This is a genomic window from Neobacillus sp. K501 (assembly GCF_053749995.1).
The window spans coordinates 400,164-421,619 of record NZ_JBSLYA010000003.1; the positions used below are offsets into that span (position 1 = coordinate 400,164).

Here is a 21,456-nt window from a genome sequence, read left to right on the forward strand (position 1 = left end):
CATTAACACGATTTTTCATGCATCACGGTAATCAGATAGCTCATCTGATTCCCATTAACACGATTTTTCATGCATCACGGTAATCAGATAGCTCATCTGATTCCCATCGACCCGATTTTTTATGCTACACGGTAGTCAGCTGGCTCATCTGATTCCCATTAACACGATTTTTCATGCCTCACAGTAATCAGATAGCTAGTCTGATGCCCGCCAATGTGTACAAAAAAGAAGCCCTGTTCCATCATTGGAACGAGGCTATTTTCTTGGGTTGCTATCAACTATAAATCTAAATTCAAACTTGAAGGTACTGGTTAAGATTGGTGTTGGCGAACAACAGGTACTTTCCCCATTCAACTTTATAGTTCCTCGAGAACAATATTGACCGCATACAAGGCATCAATTGGAAATCCCGATAGCCATAGTGCTACTTCGGGAAGCTGAATGGATTTTTAGGAAGGATTTGAACCTTGGTATATTTTAAGTTTATAATATTATTCCCCAAAAATTACCTCTCAATATACTTGGGATCTTTTTATGGAGGATGCTACTCTTTTTCTGTTATGTACCATCCATCCCGCTTTTTTTCTAAATGGAATTGATCAACATCGAATTTTTTTCGGAGTATTTTATATTCTTCATTTTCTATTTTGATTTTGGTTACATTGACTTTTTTTAGCGTTATTTCGGGTTTGTTAACTTCGATGAGCAAATCATTCATCATAAAAAATGTTCTCTGTTTTCTCATATTCCACTTCCTTTCCTGTTTCTATTACTTACGTATAGAATTAGGCAAATATTAATAAAATCCTTGTAAATTTTTTGTTAAAAAGGTCTCCTTGACATGCTTGTAATTAGTTTATGGCAGGTATCCCATATACATTATATGTAAAAATCAATGGAAATTACGACGTAAACTTTAAACATCGAGTCCTTGTCTTCAAAAAATATATATTATGTAATAGTTTGATATTCGCAATAAAAAGAAGCCAACTTCAACATTAACGTGAATCCAGCCTCCACTATTTATTTATAATAATGGATAATTTGTAGTTTACATATTTGTTTAGAGCTACCAAAAACTCGTCTAATACCTCATTGGATGGGAATTTACATTCTAATAGATAACAGCTATCACCACTAATTTTGTAGTTGTTCATGACATATGGTTCCTGTGTTTTGATGAAAGACAAATAAGGTTCATGCTGAATGCTTTTGGTAAAAATGCTGATCATTGCGTGAACAGGATAACCCATTTTTGTTTGATTAATTTTAATGGTATACCCTTCGATAATTCCGCTGTCCTCTAATTTTGCCACTCTTGCTGAAGCAGCTTGTCCCGTTAGATGGACCTTCTCCCCCAGCTCCTTCATTTTGATACGGCTGTTCTTAGATAGTTCATCCAAAATTCGCCTATCAGTTTGATCGAACATTTCTACAACTCCTTTCATGAATCAAGTCAAACCGGCCAAAGACTTGATTTATTCTATGTAACAGTTCTTGTAGATAGTATAAACTACATCTAGATTATAGAAAAGGAGTTATGAAACATGAATATACAACTAATTCGCAATGCAACACTCGTTCTTCAGTATGCAGGGAAAAAGTTCTTAATTGATCCATTTTTAGCGGAGAAAGGGACTTACCCGCCTTTCCCAAATTCAGTAAGACAAGACCAAAATAATCCTTTAGTTAGCTTACCAACATCAATAGACAACATCATCAGCAATGTAGATGCTGTTATTTTAACTCATTTACATTTAGATCACTGGGATGAGGCGGCCAAAGTGGCTTTGCCAAAGGATATAAAAATGTTTGTACAAAATGATGAAGATGCTACTGCTATTCAAAACGATGGTTTTCAAAATGTAGAAGTTTTACAAGAAGATACCGTTTTTGAGGGTATTACGCTAACGAAAACCAAAGGCGAGCATGGAAGAGGAGAAATTCTCAAACGTGTAGGTCTAGTTTGTGGCGTTATCTTTAAACATGCAAATGAAAAAACCCTTTACGTAGCCGGTGATACAGTCTGGTATGAAGCGGTACAAGAAGTAATCGAAACACATAAACCAGAGATCATTGTTGTCAATGGTGGAGACAATCAATTCCTACAAGGTGGCTCTCTCGTTATGGGTAAAGAAGATATCAATGAAGTATATAAGGCTGCCCCTAACGCGAAAATTATCTCTGTCCATATGGAAGCGGTAAACCATTGGACATTATCTAGAGCAGAATTAAAGAGCTTTATTGAAGAAAATGGAATGACATCCAATGTTTTAGTGCCAGATGATGGGGATTCATACTCGTTTTAATTTCCAATTTTAGAATAGTAAAACGCAAGGTTTTTCCCCTTGCGTTTTATCTGTTTTGTTTACAGCGAAGCAAAATGGATGATTATTTTTATGGTTAGATAACTTATAAATCTATTAGCAATTGATCCCTCCCATTAACCATTCACGAGGTTGATAGGCACCAATGGGGATTTGGATTAGACTAGTTTTTCCTTCAGACCCTAGCTTGTAAATATCATCACACAACTTGACGTCATAACCTAGGAGTGGGTGCCCCCCCATTTCATTGGCTGCAGCTACTAATAAGAGTCGTTGCACGAGCATTCCTGCCTCCATTTGTTGGATGCGATATCCCCTGTATCCGAGCGAATCTTTATTGTAATCCTTGTCACCTATGACATGGAGACAGACTGGTACTTGAAACAGATTCACATTATCCATCGACATCCCCGATTGCAGTTGCCGTCGATAATCTCCAAGCTGGAGCGGTTGTAAAGCATGCGCGGTGCGATTATATTGATACGCCCCATTCGGAATTCCTTCCACATTATACAAACAAACATTCACTGAAACACGGTGCTCATCCCTCTTATGTGGGGATTCTAGATCATTTCGATACTGAAAAGAATCCGTCGCCTCCTTTAACAAATTTGCGAGAATCTGTTCACTTACTTTTTCTAAAACAAAATCCATACCCGGAGAAAACCGCTTTCGACAAGCAGAAGCCAGATCGAACCGCTCTTGTTTCGCATCAGGCAGGGTGATCGCTTGACCATCTCCACTCTCATTTCTCTTTACTTTGACCAAGGTAAACGAAGCGGTTGAATCAAACGTAGATACTTCATTTAACATGGTTAACATCGGATATTCTTTAACCCTCTTCGACCGGACATAGTGATTGGGCTGAATGGCGTTTATTTCACCGCATAACTCAGCTGATGAAATCATTCTTACCCTTTCACTCCCATGTGAAGACCAAATGGTAGGTTCTGCCGATAAAGGAATGACCGCATAGACACTCTCCTCTTTTTCCGATAATCCAAGCAAATGATTCATCGCTCGATCAAGAAATTGAAAGTAAACCCCCGATTCGAAGCCAAACCGTTTCGCAACCTCCAATAACTGTCCAATCACTACGCCAGCATCCAGCCCCTGCAGTCTGTAAGCAAAGTTATTATATTTGAAAAAATTCTTCCAAAACATCGTTGATACAAACACTGTGCAAAAACAGGAGGAGACATCACACCGATTCCCTAGAGCCCGGGCTAGATAGGAATCGAAATTACCGTCTCGCAGCAAAACTAAACGATGGTGTGCCACATCATAATGATAGACACCCGTTGGCAAATCATCGATTTTTAAATAAAGGTACAATTCGTTTGGATACAACGCGCCACCCGAAGGAGCGAACCTCCGATACGAATTCATGAAATCCGCATCGTTCTCTCCTGAATCCGTGGGAAAAACAGATTGACTAAATTGTGTAAGACCGTAAACATACCAAAGAATATGACTGATTTCTCGAAGATCAGGTACTACAGATTGTTTGGAACCTTCAAGTGACAGGGGTACATCTAAAGATAACGGGAATACAGGCAATCCGCGGTATAATTTATAGGGCAATGGTCCATCTTCCCAATCTACTTCCCAATTCGGGATGCTTGCACTTTCAATGTCAAAATGTAATTGGTGGAGAAATTCCTCTACATTCATCTATCCTTCCTCCTAGTAACTGCTTATGGAAACGGATGAGGATGCGGATTGAGCTGTTCAGCCGTTAACGGTTCCTTCGTATATCCAAGCTCCATTGGGACCTTCAACACCCGCTCCAGCCCTGTTACGCGGGTAAGGTGATGTCCGAATGTCATCGGTAGCATTCCAGGTATCAACACTTTCACACAATACAATCCGTTACGGATCGTTTCAGGTGTCGTCTGATCAACCGCAATTACATCAAGATTTAATTGGCGAAATGCTTGAAGAATTTCCTGAAGATCATCGGTAAGGTCTAAATGCTTCGACTTCCACTTAAATTCCTCATTGAACGTTCTTAATGGACGATTTTCGTCTAGTAAAAACGTTAGACGCTCTTCCGCTTCTGGCAAGCCGTACAACATCCCATGATCATCCATTTGGCGAACCAAGGAAGAATCATGCAACATTCGACGAAAGTCCTCCTTGTTTGTTTCTAATTTTTCATCCAATGTCAGCATCATCCCAGCTAACTCATGAACAGCTGTTTTTACGGCACGTACCGGATCCAAATGAGCACCAGAGGCACAAATCAGATTCAACCCTTTTTCCTTTCTATTTTTCGCAATTGCTACTATACTTGGGATTCCATGCTCCATCGTAGAGTTATATAAATATAGATCATATCCCCCAACTGCTCGCATCCGTTCAATCATTAGCAGCAGCTCTTCGTCCTCCGTGGAGAACGGATCCAGACGTGGGAGAGGAAGCTGTGCGTACCAGGTCATTAGGAACGAATCACGCTCCACCACTTCCAAAATCCCGTAGAAAATGGCTTCTTCTAAACTCCCGCCCAATGCGCATCCGTTAGAGGTTTCATAGACAAACCCTCTTGATCCACAACCTAAACTGTAATAAGCCAGTCGCTCAGGAACGAGAATAGGGCGCTCTTGCAAAAAGGAATATCCCCATACCCAATTCATTGGGCGATCGGGATCAAATTTTTCAAAAGGAAAACCTGACCTTTCATACTGTTCCGTTTCGTGTACTCCAACTTCTACTGGATTCAGGGCTTGATTTTTCAGATTGTTAAAACTGTCAAAGACCACTGTCCGTTTACCGCGGGGCTCAAGGCCGCAGTACCGCTCCAATCCTTCCAAAATCGCTGTTAACTCACTTACCGCATAAGAGTTAGTCCTGCCTGCTGTCCCTTCATCCCCATTCAATAAAGGTAAATTAACACTTACATCTGCAAATGGAGGGACGAGGTTAATCATTTTTTCATTTAAAAGGCCAGTTCGATGGTCGAGATATTCTTCAACGAGAACGTTATTAAAGTCATCTAACGAACGGCTGCGGTAGCTGTCTCGGTTCATCTTCGGACTTGTCTGCAGAGAGATTTGCGCCATGGCTGGGGAATCATCTGGTAATGGACCACAAACTTCACATAAAGGTACAGGCAAAAACCTATGCCATGAACTCTTCAAGGATTTCAAATTAACGAATCCTACTTTTCCATCAGAAAAAGCCTGTTCACCATGGATGATTCTTTGTACCTCTGCCCCAATCAGGTGGCTCAACTGCACTAGTCCCGCACGCGATGCCCAAGCCTCATCTTGTCTACCACCATTTAACTCCAAGTGCTTATGAATCTCCCTCATCTCATTCCGGTCAGGGCCCGTCATCAGACGTCTCATATCCGCGCATTGAGAACACCCAGGTGTGCCAGGACGAACAAAAGGTCCGATAATGCCCTCTCCAAAGGAAACAAAGCCTCGCAGCCAAGGAGTATTTGTTCGCTGAAATACCCTTTCCGCTTTTTGATGAAAAGAGGGATTCCAACAATCTTGCAGCACCAATGCCAAATCCATTGTAACAGGAATTATAGAATTGAAATCGGTTTGGCGAACAACAAGATATTGAGGTGACAGTTCTTCATATAGGCGGTCTGCCAGCTCCCCTTCTCCGACAATCCAAACAGCCGCACTCATGATGATCCCTCCTCTTGAACCAATACCCCACACAGACCTGCCAATTCTTTTTTCATATAAGGCTCTAGTTCTAGTTCATACACAAGAAGCTTCTTATTGTTCCGTTCCAAGATTTCCATTGCAGATTGCAAATGCTCGGATTGGAACCTCTCATCGCACGCAGGAATATCAAGGCTTTGCTGCGCCTTTTCATCCAAGAGGATAGACGAAACCTCCAAGGCACGTGGCATAACAATATTTTCTTGGTTTTGAGCTTTTGCTAGTGCTTGTTGCAGGGCATTCCGCAACGCTAAGGTGATATTTAACCCACTACTGCCATACCAACCTTCTTGGGTACCAATCCAGACAACTGGAAATCCCGAAACGTCCTTACCAATGCCGAGGGTCGGTACTCTCTGCATTGTTTTTAGTGCTTGCAAATAAAACCGGCAGCGATCATCGTCTACTGTACATAACTCCACCCGAGAGACAGAATACATAGGATCATTGAGCTGTGACTTCAACTCCTGATCTAGACACCTTTGAAGTCCTCGGCAAATCCCTTCACTCAACGATTCGCCTGCTCCAATTTCAACTTGGGCTGAAAGGTTGAGTGAAGTGACGATTTTTGTAAGGTATTTTTCAATCCCTGAAAGCCCCGCTTCCCGTCTTGCTTCCTCATGCGTAAGTCCAGTACAAACTAGGTCCTGCAAAAGCTCAGCCGGACCATCTGTGATTGGATCAACGGACTGAACGCGGCACTGGGCTAATGGCAGTTGGTTTAAATCTCCTTCTTCCCAGATATGAAAAATCCCTGAGACCTTTGATGTTAATTGGTTAAAGAAGAGAAGTAATTTATGTTGATCTTCATTCTCTATGGTCCTTGAAGGCCGCATTGTTATATTTTCAACTAATCTAGTAGACTGTTTCCCTGTCACAAGGGGATGTGGCTGGAACGGATGCCAATTTCCTTCCAGCGTTTCGAAATCAAACAAAAAGAATTGATTTTTCTGTTCCTTTTCAGACTGTTCCTTTTCAGACACACCTGTCACATGTTTAAACAATTCAAATACACTCACATTCGCGAGCAAAGCTCCGGCTGTAGGAGAATAAGAGGAAAATCGCTGGTCATTGGTGAGAGCCGATTGGTGAAGGCGTCTCCAAGCAGACTCCCAGCATGCCTCTGAGTTTGGATACACAAGAGGTCCAGCTAACCCCAGCTGCTCTAAGCTAATAGCTGGGAGAAACACCTTCTCCACTTCCCTGCAAACCCTATGTAGGAAACGGAGCTCCTCTACATCCCCATGTTCTGAAACATACAAAATATACTCAAATGGTTTCATCACCTCCTGCCAATTTATTTCCTCATCCCTTGTTATTTCAACTATTTCCACCTCATCGTCTGTGTTGCGAGCATGGGCCACGAGCTCCATCAATCTTTTTCGATTGGTCTGTACGGTGTCCGTGATCAGCATTTGGAACTTTGGCAATCCAGATTCAAGCAACGAAGATACCAAGGAAATAAACAATGGACCAGCACCTATTGCCAACACTTTCGCCTGACGATAGTTCTGGAAGCGGAATGCTCCCGAATCAACTAGGTTATCGACAAATTCAATTTGAGAGGCGTATTTTTTAAGAACTTGTTCATTCAATTGATGCGGTTGGTCCTGACTTACGTCTCGAACAAACCCATTTTGATAGAGAGTTGCTGCAATTTCATAGACTCTATCTCGGTAAGGTCCAGGCAACTCGTTCGTCAAAAACTCCATCGTGTACTCACCATTAAACATCGGGATTAATTTTTCAACCCACTTGTCGATCATACTGCCCTCCATACGGAAGGAGCTTACATTGTTCCGAAAATACACACCGAGGTTTGAATCAGGGAGAAAAAACGTATCCCTTTTCACTTTCAGACGCATAGAAGGGTTCAAATTCGCCATTTCGTTCCTCCTTAGCCGTAGCTGTCCCATTATTTTAATATCATCACTATTATCCTATGTACCGGAATTTGTCCCATATGTACTTTCTGATAAGAAAAAGCCCCTACACATTGTAGGGGCAAACTCTTCATTTAACTACCAGCGTATTTATTATTAACCGAAGATTATCTGCCGCCGCAACGGCCACCGCCACCACAACGATGTCCGCCGCCACAACGATGTCCGCCGCAGCGATGTCCGCCGCAATTAAAGCAACTGAAGCAGCTGAAGCAACTAAAACAATTGAAGCAATTAAAACAGCTAAAGCAACTAGAGCATCGGCCAAAACCACCTACACCAATGTAAAGACGATCTTGCTCACTATAATATTGGTTTGGGTCATATGGTACCGCTTGGGTAGCCTGGTAATCACCTAGATTTAGCATTTGAAGATCATTTTGAAAATCATGCATTTTGGATACCTCCTAAAATATTTAAAACAAGGGCCGCAGTAACTTAAATCTGAAACAATACAAGGTAAAGCACATAAGAAACTTGAAAAATAGGTGAATATAATCCTATTTCCAATCCTTCTCAACAAAATATGAATAATAGATGGGTATTGCTACTGATACAAAAGCCCTTTTTAAATAGTTCTGAAACCATTTAGTAAGGAACACAAAAAAACTCCTCTTATCATTCAAGAGGAGTTGTCTTAAGAGTAGTAAAGTCATAGTCATAACAATAATGGTATAATTCGATGATCTCATCATGGCTTGGGATTCGAGGATTGTTGGCTGGACTTCCGCTTGCCAAGGCATCTGTTGCCATTTTCGATACCACTTGCTCAAACTTCACCTGATCCAAGCCAAATGATTTCATATTCGGGATTTTCAAATCACAACACAGGTTTTTCACTTCATTGATGGTAACACCAGCCAGTTCTTCATTGTTCAACGCTTGTAAATCTGGCCGAATGAGTCGCCCAATGACAGCAAGGCGGTCCACAGCACTTTCTTTGGTAAATTCAAGAACGGCTGGAAGAAACATCGCGTTCGATACACCGTGCGGCACATGGAACAACGCACCAATTGGCCGGGACATTCCGTGCACAAGGGTAACAGATGCATTGGTAAAAGCAAGACCAGCTTGCATGGAAGCATAAGCCATTTTTTCTCGCGCCTCACGGTTCTCTCCATCAAAGTATGCGGTTCGAAGGTATTTCATGATGTTCTCAATAGCAGATAAAGCAAGGGTGTCTGTTAAAGGCTGAGCCTGCCGCGAAATACACGCTTCAATCGCATGACATAAAGCATCTACTCCAGTTGCAGCTGTTACATGTGGCGGTGACGAATACGTCAATACAGGATCGATTATGGCTGCCACCGGAATAAAAGCAGGATGCTTAATCATCATTTTAATATTATCCTCTGTATTGATGTTGACCGTAACACTCGTCACTTCGGAACCCGTCCCAGCGGTAGTGGGAATCGCGATAAGTGGTATGGGTTTCTTATCGATAGCCTTTTTCCCACTCATATAATCACCAATAAAACCGCCATTCGTCGCAAGTACAGCAACCGCCTTTGCCGCATCCAGGCAGCTTCCTCCTCCGACGGCGACTATGACATCGCACTGATTGACCATCATAACGGCAAGTGCTTCCTCGACGTGCACATCGGTTGGTTCGGTATTCACCTCCAAATAACAAACACTTGAAACACCGGCTTCTTCGAGAAATTGCTGGGACCTCATGACGTTTCCAAGCTGGTCCATCACCCGGTCGCTAATAATGAGTGCTCTTTTCCCAAGTGGTGCTGCAATCTCCCCTAATTTCGTCAACGAGTCATTCCCATACGTAACAACAGGCGGCATGCGAAAATCTGAAATTCCTATCATAAAAATACCCCATCCTTTGCATTTACAATTCTATTAACCAATATATAGAAAAATAGAATCTATTATGATTGGTGTTGGTATTTCTTGATAGAAGTACCCTTCAATCGTAGTCATTAGGGTTTCAAAAACGAGCTTAGAGCGTTACCCCATTACTGCTGGGAAGTGTGAAAAATCTTATATTATTGCTCTTTTAAATGATTTCTTCCTTGTACAGAATTATGTTTCAATGCCGAAGCTAGGATGATTAACAAGCTCCCTACTCCAATCCAAACAAGGGTTGCTACTGAAGAACTCCAAGATAATCCTTTACCGAAGAAGAATAATTCGCGTAAACCTTCGACCATAAATCGCATTGGCAACCAAGAATACACCCAATCTCGATAAAATGAAGACATCATTTCAGGAGCCATGGCAAGCAATGGGGCACCAAAGAAAAGCATTAAAACAAAAATAGGAATACCCCTAAACCCTAAGATGGAAAGGACAGCTAATATCATGAGAAAAAAACTAAAAGAAGTAATTGATAGGAATATAGCAATATCCATAAATTGCGGAATATTTAATCCTACCAATGCATCTGCTAACCAAGTTAATCCAAATCCAATGACGAGAGCAACAATTGCGCCGATGAAAATTTGCGCCGATTTGGCAGCAAGGTTCTCCTTACGATTTGTAATCGATAATTTGCTAACAGCCATAAAGATAATCGCTGCACTTGCAATGCTTGCCATCCATAGTGGCTGGAATAAGGAAATAGGAGCATTTCCGTTAGCACTATTGGTACCAATTTCATTTACATTTGTAACGGTTTTTGTAATAGGAGTGACAAGACTTGCAGCTTGGTTTGCTGTTAAAGTAGCTCCCTGTTTTTTATATCCATCTAGCAGCTGGGTACGAACATTGTTGTTCATATTATCCATTACTCCGTTTAATACCTGTCCTGCCATCGTTGACGCGGCTGTATTCATTCCCTGATTGATATAGATTTGAACTTCAGGCGCAGAAGGTGCAGGAGTTCGTAAAGATGCCTGTTTTGCACTAAAATCCTTCGGAATCACCAAGGCAGCATAATATTCTTGATTATCCATTCCATTTTGTGCTTCTTTTTCGGTTTTAACGACAACCCATTTCACAGCAGGGTCTTCATCTGTTGTTGAATTTGAATTTTTTTGTATCATTTCAACAATCGTTTGACCTATATTCATTTTAGGTTGATTCGGTATTTCCACCCCTTGATCTTCATTAACAATGGCGATGGGTAAATTTTTCGGTTGAGGTTGGACCGATGGGAAAAGTGTTAGTGAAAAAATAAAGATTATGGCTAAAGCTATGATCGGTGACAATAACACCAATTTGTTTTTAAAAATATTCATGTGGTTACATCCTCCATTTAATAAAATAAAAAGCGAATAAATGTTTATACTGGCTTACTTAAGCCATTCATGATAAAACGGACAACTGCCTCTATTTCTTCCTCTTCCTCCATCACAGCGTTATTAGTCATTAACACAAAATGGGAGGTGAAATAGCCATACAGGAACGTTAATAACATGCGAAGAAGAATCGGAGTGGGTTGATCAATTAAATCTCCACGCTCTTTAAATGTTTCTATGACTCTATTGAAATGAGGAATAATTAATTCCGAAACGAAAGGTTCGAGTTCTTGTTTAAACTCATCGCTATACATTACTTCCTTTACCAAGATTTGAAAAAGTTTTCTATTATCACTTAAAAAATCCATTCGGTTTTTAATCAGTGCTTTTAGGAACTGTTCAAATGTTGCTGGATTTTGAGACATTAACCCATTAAAGATTTCATCAGCCATACGGGGGATCATGTCTTTTATGAATGGTAATAGAACAGATAGGAGTAAGTTATCCTTCGTTCTATAATGGCGAAAGATTGTTGCCTCTGCTACCGTAGCTGCCTTGGCAATTTCACTTGTCGAAGTGTTGGCAAATCCTTTTTCCGCAAATATTCTAATCGCTGCCTCTACTACCTTTTGTTGTTTGTCCGTTTGTTTCTTTGAAAATTTAGCGTGGGCAATCATTTCATCGATAAGTTTTGTAGAAGACATCTATTGTGGCTCACATCCTTACATCGTTTGATAAAAGTGAGTAATCACTTACATTGAATTTTAATCGATAATGATTTGGAGGTCAATAAAAAGTAAGTAATCACTTACAAAAAATATTGCACTGGTCCTCTAGAAGTGATGGCAAGTAAAAAGACGGATTACTGTTTTTTTGTAAGTTTAGATAATGATGTAAGAAATAATTAAGTAAATGAAAAAGGACCAAACAGTCAGCAACATGTCCGGCCCAGCAATAGACGGTTCCCTCACAGGGAAATGGCTTTGGGGTAAAATAAACCACCCTGGTCGCCATACTTAAAGGGTTCACTTAAGGGGTGCTTTAGCTTAAGTATATTCTTTCACAATCTTGTTTTAATAAAATAGAGGCTGCTACAGTTAGCAATCCTAATTTATATTATCGAATTCTTTTTTCTAAAGTTCATATTATTTATCTCCCAAAAATTTTAATACATTTTAGGAGATTCCCTACCTGTCATAACCCATTCCTCTTTTGATGGACCATAAAGACTAGGGACGGTTAAAGGCTTACTCTTACATATATCCTTTTGGAATAAAAAGACGTACTTCTAAATATATACATTGGTTCATCCATCATTAAAATGTATTGTTAGTCTGTTTTTTCTGACGAATCTCTATTTGCCATCTGTCATACCAATAAAGAAATATATATGGGAGAGTATATCGTATAAAGGTAAAAAAATGATTCCATTTAACATAAACAAGCCATCCTTTCCAATATGAGTTAAAACCAAATAACACTGTAAGTAGGGATAAGACAGTAAAAGCAGGTAATTTGTAAGCTTTAGGTGTCTTCGGTATGATGATTCCTATTATTAAGGCAATCACTAAGCAAGAACCAAGATTTGCAACTCGGTCATCAGGCCCAAAAGTCTCTCAAAATTCCAGTACTCCAATAGTGAAGATGTAATAATACATCTGGTATTGCCCCAGGTATTTCAAGAACGAGGTATGCGAAGGTAGTTAGACTAATAAAATAAGGTATCTTAGTCGGTTTATTGATTAATTTAAACGCAATCGGAGCAAATACTGAAAACCCAATGAGGTAAACTATAGTTGAATAATATAATTTCCAACCGAAGTATTGTAGGTAATCTAGTTTAAGGTAAATCCACTCCAAAAACGTATACAAAATGGTAAAATAGAGGCTACTTTTCCATGGATTCCTGCTAGCTGTATAACAAAATATAATGGCTGTCAGAGGTAAAATGACCGAATCAGCAAATAGAATTCCTAGAAAGTTATCTTTTTGAGGATCAGTATACAGATTAGCTGGGAATTTATAGAGATCAAATATGATATTAATAATAATTTCTATTATATCTACCGTAAATAAAGCTATTGTATAGATAGTCCAAAAAGAAATCCAACTTATTCTTTTTGTCTTTAATAACCATCCTACCGGAACTAACATAAAACAAATTTGAAATATATATAACATAACTTTCTCCTTAGATTGTCCACTTATCCTCTGTACTCTTAAGTCCTTTTTTATTCGAGAAGACTAAAATTAATATCAAAGCCGTTCCATAAAAACAAAATGAAAATAGCTGAAAGGATCCATGCAAGAATAGGGCGTTTAAAGTGAATAGCTAATAAAGTAAACATTATAAAATCAAATACTAACGACCACCACATATTCCACCCATGATGGTAACTAATCATTCCTAAGAATTTAGAAACAAATTCAATTGCACTAAATAATTATGTCCAAGTCAGGATATATATTAAATATTTTTCAAAATTCCTTTCCTGTGGGAAAAGCGATAGATATATGAAAGTCAATATTGGAAACGAAGTAAAGGTTTTTAGTAAATCAATACTCATTCTCGTAGGTAGAATTTTTTCTTCAAATGTGTGTTCATATCTCCACAAAGGATAGTCATAAAACAAAAAGCTATATAGAAGATTTCCTATCACCATAAACAATACAGTAGGATAGTATTGCTGCCAGCACTTCCATTTTCCCAATTTTAAAGAAATAAGGAAAAAGATTATTGGATAAATTATTTGCATTATTTACCACTTTCTCTTTTTTTCTATATGTTTTCCATTTTAATTCGCATTATCCATTCATTTTTTCTGCTTATTCGAATGATTCGTATTTAGACAAATCAATGCCTAGTTTATATTAATAAGTTCACTATAAGGGCAACCGTCATGAAAATGTAGATTTACAACGTTAAGGAAGTTTCAAAATTAAAAAACCTAATTTTTCAGCATTAAATGAGAAATTAGGTTTTTTCATTAATTGAAAAAGATTTATAAGTATTTATCTCGAATCACTTTCATATGGTGCAACTCGTGCCCGGCAATGCCATATGCAATGGTACCTACCGAAACTGGGCTGTTCATTACAGTTCCATTACGAACCCAAGCTACGTCATCAATGGTTGAAATAAGGTTTAAGGTGTTGGAGCGTATCGTGTCTAAACCAGCTAGTAACTGCTCCCAGGATAATTTGTTGAAGTTTGCCGCAGAAACGTATTGAACCTGATCCATTGCTGGGAGTTGTGAACTTTCATTTCGTGCAATGGCAAGCATTCGATACGACATCACACGTTCCGAGTCGGTCATATGTCCAATCACTTCTTTTAAAGTCCATTTCCCTGGCGCGTACGCCTCCCTTGCTGACTCCTCTGATACGCTGCTTAAAAGGGTAATGGTCTTAGTTCGTTGCTTACTAAGTATTTCTTCAATATCTCCATCTGGCACAAGACGAACATACCTATCTTGCTCTGGATTTTCAATAAATAATGGTCGTGGACGCACTAGAATCCTCCTCATCGGAATAGTTATTTATGGTTCTAGGCTAATATTCGATTGTCAAAAAGATATGTCCTTTATTTTTGATATTTAATTTCATTACTGCAAAATAATTGCAAATTAAAACAACTTTATTATCTCTTGTTTTAGGGGTACAGACAGGAAAATGCGGATTTACAACGTTAAGAAATTTTCAATACTAAAGAGCCCAACTTCACCTTTAATTAATAAAGAAATTGGGCTTTTTCATTAAAAACCACGCTTTGACACTGTCTAAAGCATGGTTTATTTTACTAATATATAAATCTGCTAAGTTGATTTTTTTAGTTCAGCTATTTATTGAATTCATTAACTGGAAGAAGTATTCAGGTTTATGAGTCTTATTTAGGTTATACCATGAATGTAATGTATCTGGTGCAAATACATCTAATTTGTTCAGTACTTCCATCGCAAATTCCAGAGGAGCTATTCCTGATGCAGTAACTAAATTCGCATCAGATACCACAGATCCCACCTCATAGAACTTTTCTCCTTTATAGCTAGGACATACCATTTTAGTGTATTCTAAGTTATTACTTGTATGCTTCCTAGTATCCAAGAATCCCATATTCGCGAGGGCATCAGTTGCACCACAAATTGCAGCAACAATAGCGCCAAGCTTTAAAGCTTGGCCAATTCTCTCCAAGATAGGTTGATGAATTTCTTCACTCCAAGTAGTCCCTCCTGGTAAAATTAAAAGATCTTTATTCTCAAGAATACATTCATCAAGGGAAATATCTGGTTTTATGCTCAGTCCCCCCATCGAAGTAATCATTTCTTTACTAGCTCCTACTGTAACTACTTTTAAAGGTGCTAAATCTTTTTTGAAATATCTTCCTGTGTTTAGTTCGGCAATTAAATATCCATATTCCCAGTCTGACATTGTGTTAAATACATATAGATAAACTCTTTTTGTTTGCATCCAATAACACTCCCAATCACACTTAATATAGGCAAATATAACATAACTTCCCTGACACCTAGCGTCAGGGAAGTTATCAAATTTGATGATATTTTATTAATTCCGACAGAACTTCAATCAGTCTTTTCTTTAGACTTATTGGCTCGATAATTTGAATAGATTTACCATACGGTAAAAGTAAATAAGGTATATATGTATGTACTATATCTTTTTCAAGAAGGAAAACTGCTTGATTTGAATTTCGTTTATGTAAATAATGTCCTAAAAACCAATGTTGGCAAACATCATTCAGCGTACTTTCATTTCCATTAATAACTAAAGAATTAATCCCTTCCTTATCTTCTATAGTTGGAAGGAGGTTTTTCATAAAAAAGTCACGTGCTGAAAAATTTGCTGGCCGGATAAACTTATTTTCGGTTAGCATTAGACTTTCAATTCGATTTACTCTAAAACTACGGATATCATTCCTAAGATGACAAAATCCAATCACATACCACTTATTATTCCAATAGATAATTCTGTACGGATCGACCAATCTATAATTTAATTGTTTTTCGCCACTTTTAGGGTAAAGAATTTTTACTGAGTACCCGTCAGCTACAGCCTGCTCCAACTCCTTCAAAAAAGGTTCCAAAGAGAGTGAACTTAATCGGCTTATTACTTCAAGACTAGTTAAATGTTGGTTTATCTTTGTTTCCTGCTCTTGATTTGAGTATTTACTTAGTTTTGAAATGGCCCTATTTAGTGCTTCACCTCCATAATATCCGGCTTCTTCTGCAAAAACAGCAGCGTGAAATAGTGAAGTTTGCTCCTCAATATCAAAAAAAAGAGGAGCCTCAATAAAATTGTTCAATAAAGTGTATCCACCGTTATGTCCTGGTTCTGAAATTATAGGTACGCCACTTGTTGAAATTGTATCAATATAACGATACACAGTCCTTATATTCATCTCTAACTTTTCAGAAATTTGTTTTGCAGTAATTTTTTCACCTGAACGAAGCATCCATAGAATTGCTAACATATTGTCAATTTTAGGCATATAATTCCGCCTCTAAATGGAATTTATTTTCTATTATATATTTCCGATTTTTGGTATATCTCATCAAACGTTCCCTTCCGATAGCTTTCTATTTATCTCTCAAAAATTTTAATTACATTTTAGGAGCTTCCCTACCTGTCATAGCCCATTCCTCTTTTGATGGACCATAAAGACCAGGGACGGTTAAACCTGCTTGTCGCATCAAAATGGTCATTTGCCCTCGGTGGTGAATTTGATGTTGAATCAAAAAAGTTAACATTTCGAGATTGGACAATCTCTGTCCAAAAACATCTTGTTCATCACTAAGATTTTTGTCACTCCATTGATTTTTTACTGCTTGCGAAAAAGCATTCCTTGCTTGTTGATAGCTATCAGAGATGAATTTTGCTGAGGATGGCACAGGATAATCTTGTGTAGGTGCGTCAAGGGTAAGGGCAGTTCGAGATGAGATAACACCAATCGCTGTTACAGTATGCCAAGCTATTCTTCCTAATGTCCAATTTTGAGATGTAACTTCTTGGGATAAGGACTCATCTGTAAGTTGATTAAGAATTTTCTGAGTGGCATCTGCTTCAAAATTCCATAATTTAAAAAAACCATCTAATGTTTGAAACATATTCATCCTCCTCACTTTAATACTTCATAAATATATTCTGCATCACTAAAAATTACCTCTAAATTTTAAAAAGATAATAGTTCAAAAAAATAATCTACTGTATTAGCTATTCATGCTAAACTAACCTCGTTACTTTAATTACAATTTTCACAAACTATGTATATCAAGTTTATTAAATACTCAATAGATATAACCCAAATAAAGCTTTTATTGAAGAGGCATAAATGACACTTGCCAAACCCCATCTTCATTTTTAATCATTTGAAAACTATTTGTTCCTTCGGCTAAATCATATTCAATATATCCTTCATAATCACTCGTTTTTATGAATGTTCCTTTATCAATATTATTGAATTTTTTGATATTTAGTTCTTCAGAACCTCTGTCAGATTCAGGAATTTTTTCATCTTCTTCTTTTGACCAATGAACATATCCTTCTCTGTCTGTATATAAAGCATATTGTACATCATATTTTTTATCAAACCCTGCTTTTACATATAACTTCGCAATACTTTTTGGTTCTAATCCACTTAGATGTTTTAAATTTAAATCTTTTTGAAAATAGCTATAAACCTCTTCTTCTTTAGCAGATAGATCAAAAAGGTTTAATTCAGTAGTATCGTCAACAATTACTTTTTCTTCAACTGTCTTATCTTGTATACCTTTTTGTTCAGTTTTTTCCGCACTACAAGCTGATAATATGATTGTTCCAACTACTACCAATATACAAAAATATTTATTAATCATTGTTCATCTCTCTCCCAATTAATTTATATATATTGTTAATATTTGCTAACGTGCTTCGTTAGTGCAACAAGAATAATGGTTATTCTTAATACTCAATACCATCCCTTTTTTCTATATGCAGTTGTCTTAATAAAAGGAAAAGTGGAAGTCCAAGGGATACACCCACAGTCACAGTTGCGATCATCGGTATCCATAAGCGGCTCATGGCTTTTCGCTTTCCCTCATACACGATGAACCCAATGACTACAATAATTGAAATCAATACATCCCACCATGCGAAAGCTCCCATTCTAGATTTAGTTACTTCATTAAAAAATTGAGGTAAACTAAATCCATAGTTATAAAGCCAAGGTAGTAATTGCGAATAAGGAAGTATTGTACCTAAAACTGATAATGTCCCATAAAAATATTTCATTACCATCACCTCATAATTCCATTAAATGGCCCGATTGCAGAAGATTAATCTTATTGAAAATCTATTAATTTTGGTGTATATGAAAATCACATTTTCAATTCCCAAAACTATCGTTTTCTATTTGAATATCCTAGAATAATACTTATTTGTTACCGAGTTGTTCCGCCAAACCGATTAAAATTCCTTCGGTTCCACGAATGTAGCATAGCCGATACGAGTCCTCGTACTGAACCACTTCGCCAACAAGCTGAGCACCATACTTAGTGAGTCTGGAAACCATTTCGTCAATGTCTTCAACGGTGAACATCACCCGTAGATAACCGAGGGCGTTTACAGGAGCAGTCCGGTGATCTGATATAGTAGGTGGGCTAAGAAATCGCGAAAGTTCAATTCGGCTGTGGCCATCTGGGGTAACCATCATAGCAATCTCTACGCACTGAGAATCTAACCCGGTTACGCGACCAGCCCATTCACCTTCAACAGTGGCTCGCCCTTCGAGGTTCAAGCCAATCTCCTCGAAAAAAGAGATTGCGTCATCCAGGGATTCTACAACGATACCGACATTGTCCATTCTTAGTAATCTGTTTTCAGCCATAGTTTATCTCCTTATATGAATAAATTTAGAAGCATTTGCAGTTAAAAAAAATCAGTAGGATATGGACTTATATCATTGAAATAACTTTAATCGTTCGGATATAGATTCTGATAGGTTTCTACTGTAAGTTTAATTAAATCCTTTAAAACACTGGTATCGATATCAGTCAATTTATTAACATAAATACAAGCCTTACCCTTCGTGTGTTTACCAAAGCGTTCTAATAATTTTTCTCTTTCCTCACTTTCATAGGTCAAATAAAGACTAATCTTTGCCTTTCTTGGTGAAAAACCCACTAAAGGGGCATCCCCTTCATGTCCTGATGCATACTTATAGTGATAGCTGCCAAAGCCTATAATACTAGGCCCCCACATTTTTGCGTCGTAACCCGTTACCTCTTCAAAAATTTCTAATAACTGATAGGCATCTGCCTTCTTCTTCTCATTTTCTACACTTTCAATAAATTCAACTACACTATTGTCGGTTTCTTTCATCTTCGGTTCATACATATATGCGCTCTCTCCTATTCTCTAATTTAATTCTTATTTACATTATCGACAGCATTATTATATTCTAAAATACAAGCCTATTTTCCTGCAAATGTGAATACTGCTTAATTTACCGCACAGATGTAATATTGGTTTTCTACTAGTTTTTTAATACTACTTTAGGTTGGTTATAATAAAAGAAATAAATGAATAAAATAAAAAAGACCGAACTTGCAGCTACATGTTCGGTCCAGCAATAGACGGTACCCTCTAATGGAGTCAGCCAGTAGGCAATATAATCCACCTGAGCCTCTAACTCAAGGGTGGATTATTTTTTATGGTTAAATAAACATCCACCTATTGAACTTATGTTCATGTTTGATGGTGAAATTTTTTAACTTATTTAACAAAATGACAGATATCAAGAATGACATTTCCATCTTTATCAGGAGTAGTAAATCGAGGACAGCCATAACGTTCAAAGAACCACCATGCCCCTGCTTCATCCGTTTCTAGCTCATATCCCCTTCTTCCGTTAGTTTGTTTGCACATTCTTCTTCCTTGCCATAGATTTCTAGGTGGGTTCCTTGTATCCAACATACCCCTAAGTTGGAGTCTGAAAAATCAATAGAATTGTACCCCTCTGGGACTATCGTATCTTCAGGGAGAAACCTCCCTATCCAATATTCAAACTCTTCCCCTTCTTTCCAGCGCATTAAGCCAATTTGTGCATGGAAATCTTCATATTCGGAAGTTAAATCTTCTGTTACCAAATCATCCAACTCATGAAAACGCTCTGTTTCGAGCCATTCTCCCCACTTGGCAGCAAAACTTCCTTCGACTCGATCTTCATTACCATATTTCATTCCAACAAAACGCATGGCAGGGAATGCTTGTTTATAGTTTTTTACTATTTCTGACATTTTTTGGACCTCCATAATAAATGATAAATGAATCTTGTAACTGAATAGCATGTTGAGGGTGACTTAAGATTCTAGAGCTCATTCCCCCTCTACAGCTTTTCACAATTGAATAACCTCTCAATCTTTACTATACTAATTTTGGAAGTTAAATTATAGGAAAATTATTATAACGTGGCAACAACGAAGAATTGGCAATCCACATGGCATCAATTAAAAGTTTATCCTATTAATAATTCATTTTAAGCAGGTACAAAACATGGGAACGTCCGAATTGGATGTTCCCATTCTTATTTCATTAAAGCCCCTATAATAATGAAGCTTTTTTAAAAGCTGCGTTTCCCTGCCCAAGCACCTTGCATTTTACTTAAAAATACAATTTGCCCAATATGATAGGCGCCGTGCATGGCTAAACTTTTCAGCTCAAACATTAATGGATTGTCTTCAGGAATCTCCCTATACAACTCTTCTAGTTCTGCTGTTGCTAGTAATTTTTCAAGTTCACGATGAACAAAAATGTATTCTTGTTTTGTTTCCTGCCAATTTTGTAACGTCTCAGTTGGTAATCGATAAGTAGCGTCATTATTTTCTGCCTTTGGTTCCTTCGATGTTTCACCAAGAAATCGTAACAGAATTCTTTTTTCATAGAACAGTAAATGACAAACTAATTCCCAAATGGAATGGGCCCCCTCAACTGGTTTCCAAATTGCCTGTTCAAAAGTGATATTCGCTAGTACTTTTTCAAGTGGTGGGAACCAGTCTTCTTTATCTAAGCAGCTGGCCCATTGTTGTAATAAAAATGTCCTTACATCCAATTTCTATTCCCTCCAATCCTATCCTTTTTAATAGATAATCCCTTTGGTCAATATTCATTTGCAGCGTATTGTGGGTTAGCTATTAAACTGGTCATTTAACGGACCAATGAACATTCCCTCGTTCGGAAAATTCAGACATTATTAGTTTAGCATAAGTTTTTTTAACTGGAAAAGAACAACTGTCTAAAACCAAGGAGTTGTTCAAGA

Annotated in this window: 22 protein-coding genes; 1 reads left to right on the forward strand and 21 read right to left on the reverse strand. The window is 38.0% G+C overall.

All coding sequences use genetic code 11. The features are described from left to right. Positions 1-544: 544 nt before the first annotated feature. Together ACWM35_RS09945 and ACWM35_RS09950 are read right to left on the reverse strand one after the other, a co-directional pair. Positions 545-745, reverse strand: coding sequence for a hypothetical protein (locus tag ACWM35_RS09945; RefSeq protein ID WP_454817841.1), 201 nt, complete (start codon positions 743-745; stop codon positions 545-547). Positions 746-1,019: 274 nt separating this feature from the next. Further along, entirely contained in the window at positions 1,020-1,430 is a 411-nt protein-coding gene (locus tag ACWM35_RS09950; RefSeq protein ID WP_454817843.1) for an Lrp/AsnC family transcriptional regulator, read from the reverse strand. A gap of 117 nt (positions 1,431-1,547) precedes the next feature. On the opposite strand from ACWM35_RS09950, the gene ACWM35_RS09955 reads away from it, so the two are divergent. Further along, on the forward strand, positions 1,548-2,309 hold the full coding sequence (locus ACWM35_RS09955; RefSeq protein ID WP_454817845.1) for an MBL fold metallo-hydrolase: 762 nt from the start codon (positions 1,548-1,550) through the stop codon (positions 2,307-2,309). A gap of 114 nt (positions 2,310-2,423) precedes the next feature. Here ACWM35_RS09955 and ACWM35_RS09960 read toward each other — a convergent pair whose 3' ends face one another. The 19 genes from ACWM35_RS09960 to ACWM35_RS10050 form a co-directional block, all read right to left on the reverse strand. Beyond that, a complete protein-coding gene (locus ACWM35_RS09960; protein WP_454817847.1) occupies positions 2,424-4,001 on the reverse strand; it encodes a SagB family peptide dehydrogenase in 1,578 nt (525 codons plus the stop codon). A 23-nt stretch (positions 4,002-4,024) separates the two neighbouring features. Then, on the reverse strand, positions 4,025-5,971 hold the full coding sequence (locus tag ACWM35_RS09965) for a TOMM precursor leader peptide-binding protein (RefSeq protein WP_454817849.1): 1,947 nt from the start codon (positions 5,969-5,971) through the stop codon (positions 4,025-4,027). Next, complete coding sequence (locus ACWM35_RS09970; RefSeq protein WP_454817851.1) at positions 5,968-7,896, reverse strand: putative thiazole-containing bacteriocin maturation protein; 1,929 nt, start codon at positions 7,894-7,896, stop codon at positions 5,968-5,970. Before ACWM35_RS09970 ends, ACWM35_RS09965 begins: the two co-directional genes overlap by 4 nt. Before the next feature lie 164 nt (positions 7,897-8,060). Then, positions 8,061-8,348, reverse strand: a complete 288-nt coding sequence (locus ACWM35_RS09975) for a heterocycloanthracin/sonorensin family bacteriocin (protein ID WP_454817853.1) — start codon at positions 8,346-8,348, stop codon at positions 8,061-8,063. 223 nt (positions 8,349-8,571) lie between these two features. Beyond that, positions 8,572-9,774, reverse strand: a complete 1,203-nt coding sequence (locus ACWM35_RS09980) for an iron-containing alcohol dehydrogenase (RefSeq protein ID WP_454817855.1) — start codon at positions 9,772-9,774, stop codon at positions 8,572-8,574. 179 nt (positions 9,775-9,953) lie between these two features. Beyond that, the gene (locus ACWM35_RS09985; RefSeq protein WP_454818166.1) at positions 9,954-11,141 is read right to left on the reverse strand and encodes a YhgE/Pip domain-containing protein; all 1,188 of its coding nucleotides are present in this window, start codon (positions 11,139-11,141) and stop codon (positions 9,954-9,956) included. Positions 11,142-11,191: 50 nt separating this feature from the next. Continuing rightward, entirely contained in the window at positions 11,192-11,851 is a 660-nt protein-coding gene (locus ACWM35_RS09990; protein ID WP_454817857.1) for a TetR/AcrR family transcriptional regulator, read from the reverse strand. Positions 11,852-13,591: 1,740 nt separating this feature from the next. Next, a complete protein-coding gene (locus tag ACWM35_RS09995; protein ID WP_454817859.1) occupies positions 13,592-13,903 on the reverse strand; it encodes a CBO0543 family protein in 312 nt (103 codons plus the stop codon). Positions 13,904-14,149: 246 nt separating this feature from the next. Further along, the gene (locus tag ACWM35_RS10000; RefSeq protein ID WP_454817861.1) at positions 14,150-14,659 is read right to left on the reverse strand and encodes a DinB family protein; all 510 of its coding nucleotides are present in this window, start codon (positions 14,657-14,659) and stop codon (positions 14,150-14,152) included. Positions 14,660-14,981: 322 nt separating this feature from the next. Then, positions 14,982-15,614 (reverse strand): type 1 glutamine amidotransferase family protein, encoded by a 633-nt coding sequence (locus ACWM35_RS10005; protein WP_454817863.1) that lies wholly within the window; start codon positions 15,612-15,614, stop codon positions 14,982-14,984. A gap of 76 nt (positions 15,615-15,690) precedes the next feature. Then, positions 15,691-16,653, reverse strand: coding sequence for a helix-turn-helix transcriptional regulator (locus ACWM35_RS10010; protein WP_454817865.1), 963 nt, complete (start codon positions 16,651-16,653; stop codon positions 15,691-15,693). Between the two features lie 112 nt (positions 16,654-16,765). Beyond that, entirely contained in the window at positions 16,766-17,269 is a 504-nt protein-coding gene (locus ACWM35_RS10015) for a DinB family protein (protein WP_454817867.1), read from the reverse strand. Between the two features lie 207 nt (positions 17,270-17,476). Then, positions 17,477-18,016 carry an RNA polymerase subunit sigma gene (locus ACWM35_RS10020; protein ID WP_454817869.1) on the reverse strand — a complete coding sequence of 180 codons (540 nt, stop codon included), beginning with the start codon at positions 18,014-18,016 and terminating at the stop codon, positions 17,477-17,479. Between the two features lie 85 nt (positions 18,017-18,101). Further along, on the reverse strand, positions 18,102-18,431 hold the full coding sequence (locus ACWM35_RS10025) for a DUF2834 domain-containing protein (RefSeq protein ID WP_454817871.1): 330 nt from the start codon (positions 18,429-18,431) through the stop codon (positions 18,102-18,104). 142 nt (positions 18,432-18,573) lie between these two features. Continuing rightward, the gene (locus ACWM35_RS10030; RefSeq protein WP_454817873.1) at positions 18,574-19,026 is read right to left on the reverse strand and encodes a VOC family protein; all 453 of its coding nucleotides are present in this window, start codon (positions 19,024-19,026) and stop codon (positions 18,574-18,576) included. A gap of 86 nt (positions 19,027-19,112) precedes the next feature. Next, the gene (locus ACWM35_RS10035; protein ID WP_454817875.1) at positions 19,113-19,535 is read right to left on the reverse strand and encodes a DUF1801 domain-containing protein; all 423 of its coding nucleotides are present in this window, start codon (positions 19,533-19,535) and stop codon (positions 19,113-19,115) included. 378 nt (positions 19,536-19,913) lie between these two features. After that, positions 19,914-20,066 carry a hypothetical protein gene (locus ACWM35_RS10040; RefSeq protein ID WP_454817877.1) on the reverse strand — a complete coding sequence of 51 codons (153 nt, stop codon included), beginning with the start codon at positions 20,064-20,066 and terminating at the stop codon, positions 19,914-19,916. After that, positions 20,027-20,437, reverse strand: coding sequence for an AraC family transcriptional regulator (locus tag ACWM35_RS10045; protein WP_454817879.1), 411 nt, complete (start codon positions 20,435-20,437; stop codon positions 20,027-20,029). Before ACWM35_RS10045 ends, ACWM35_RS10040 begins: the two co-directional genes overlap by 40 nt. A 323-nt stretch (positions 20,438-20,760) precedes the next feature. Next, entirely contained in the window at positions 20,761-21,249 is a 489-nt protein-coding gene (locus tag ACWM35_RS10050) for a DinB family protein (protein ID WP_454817881.1), read from the reverse strand. Positions 21,250-21,456 lie beyond the last annotated feature (207 nt).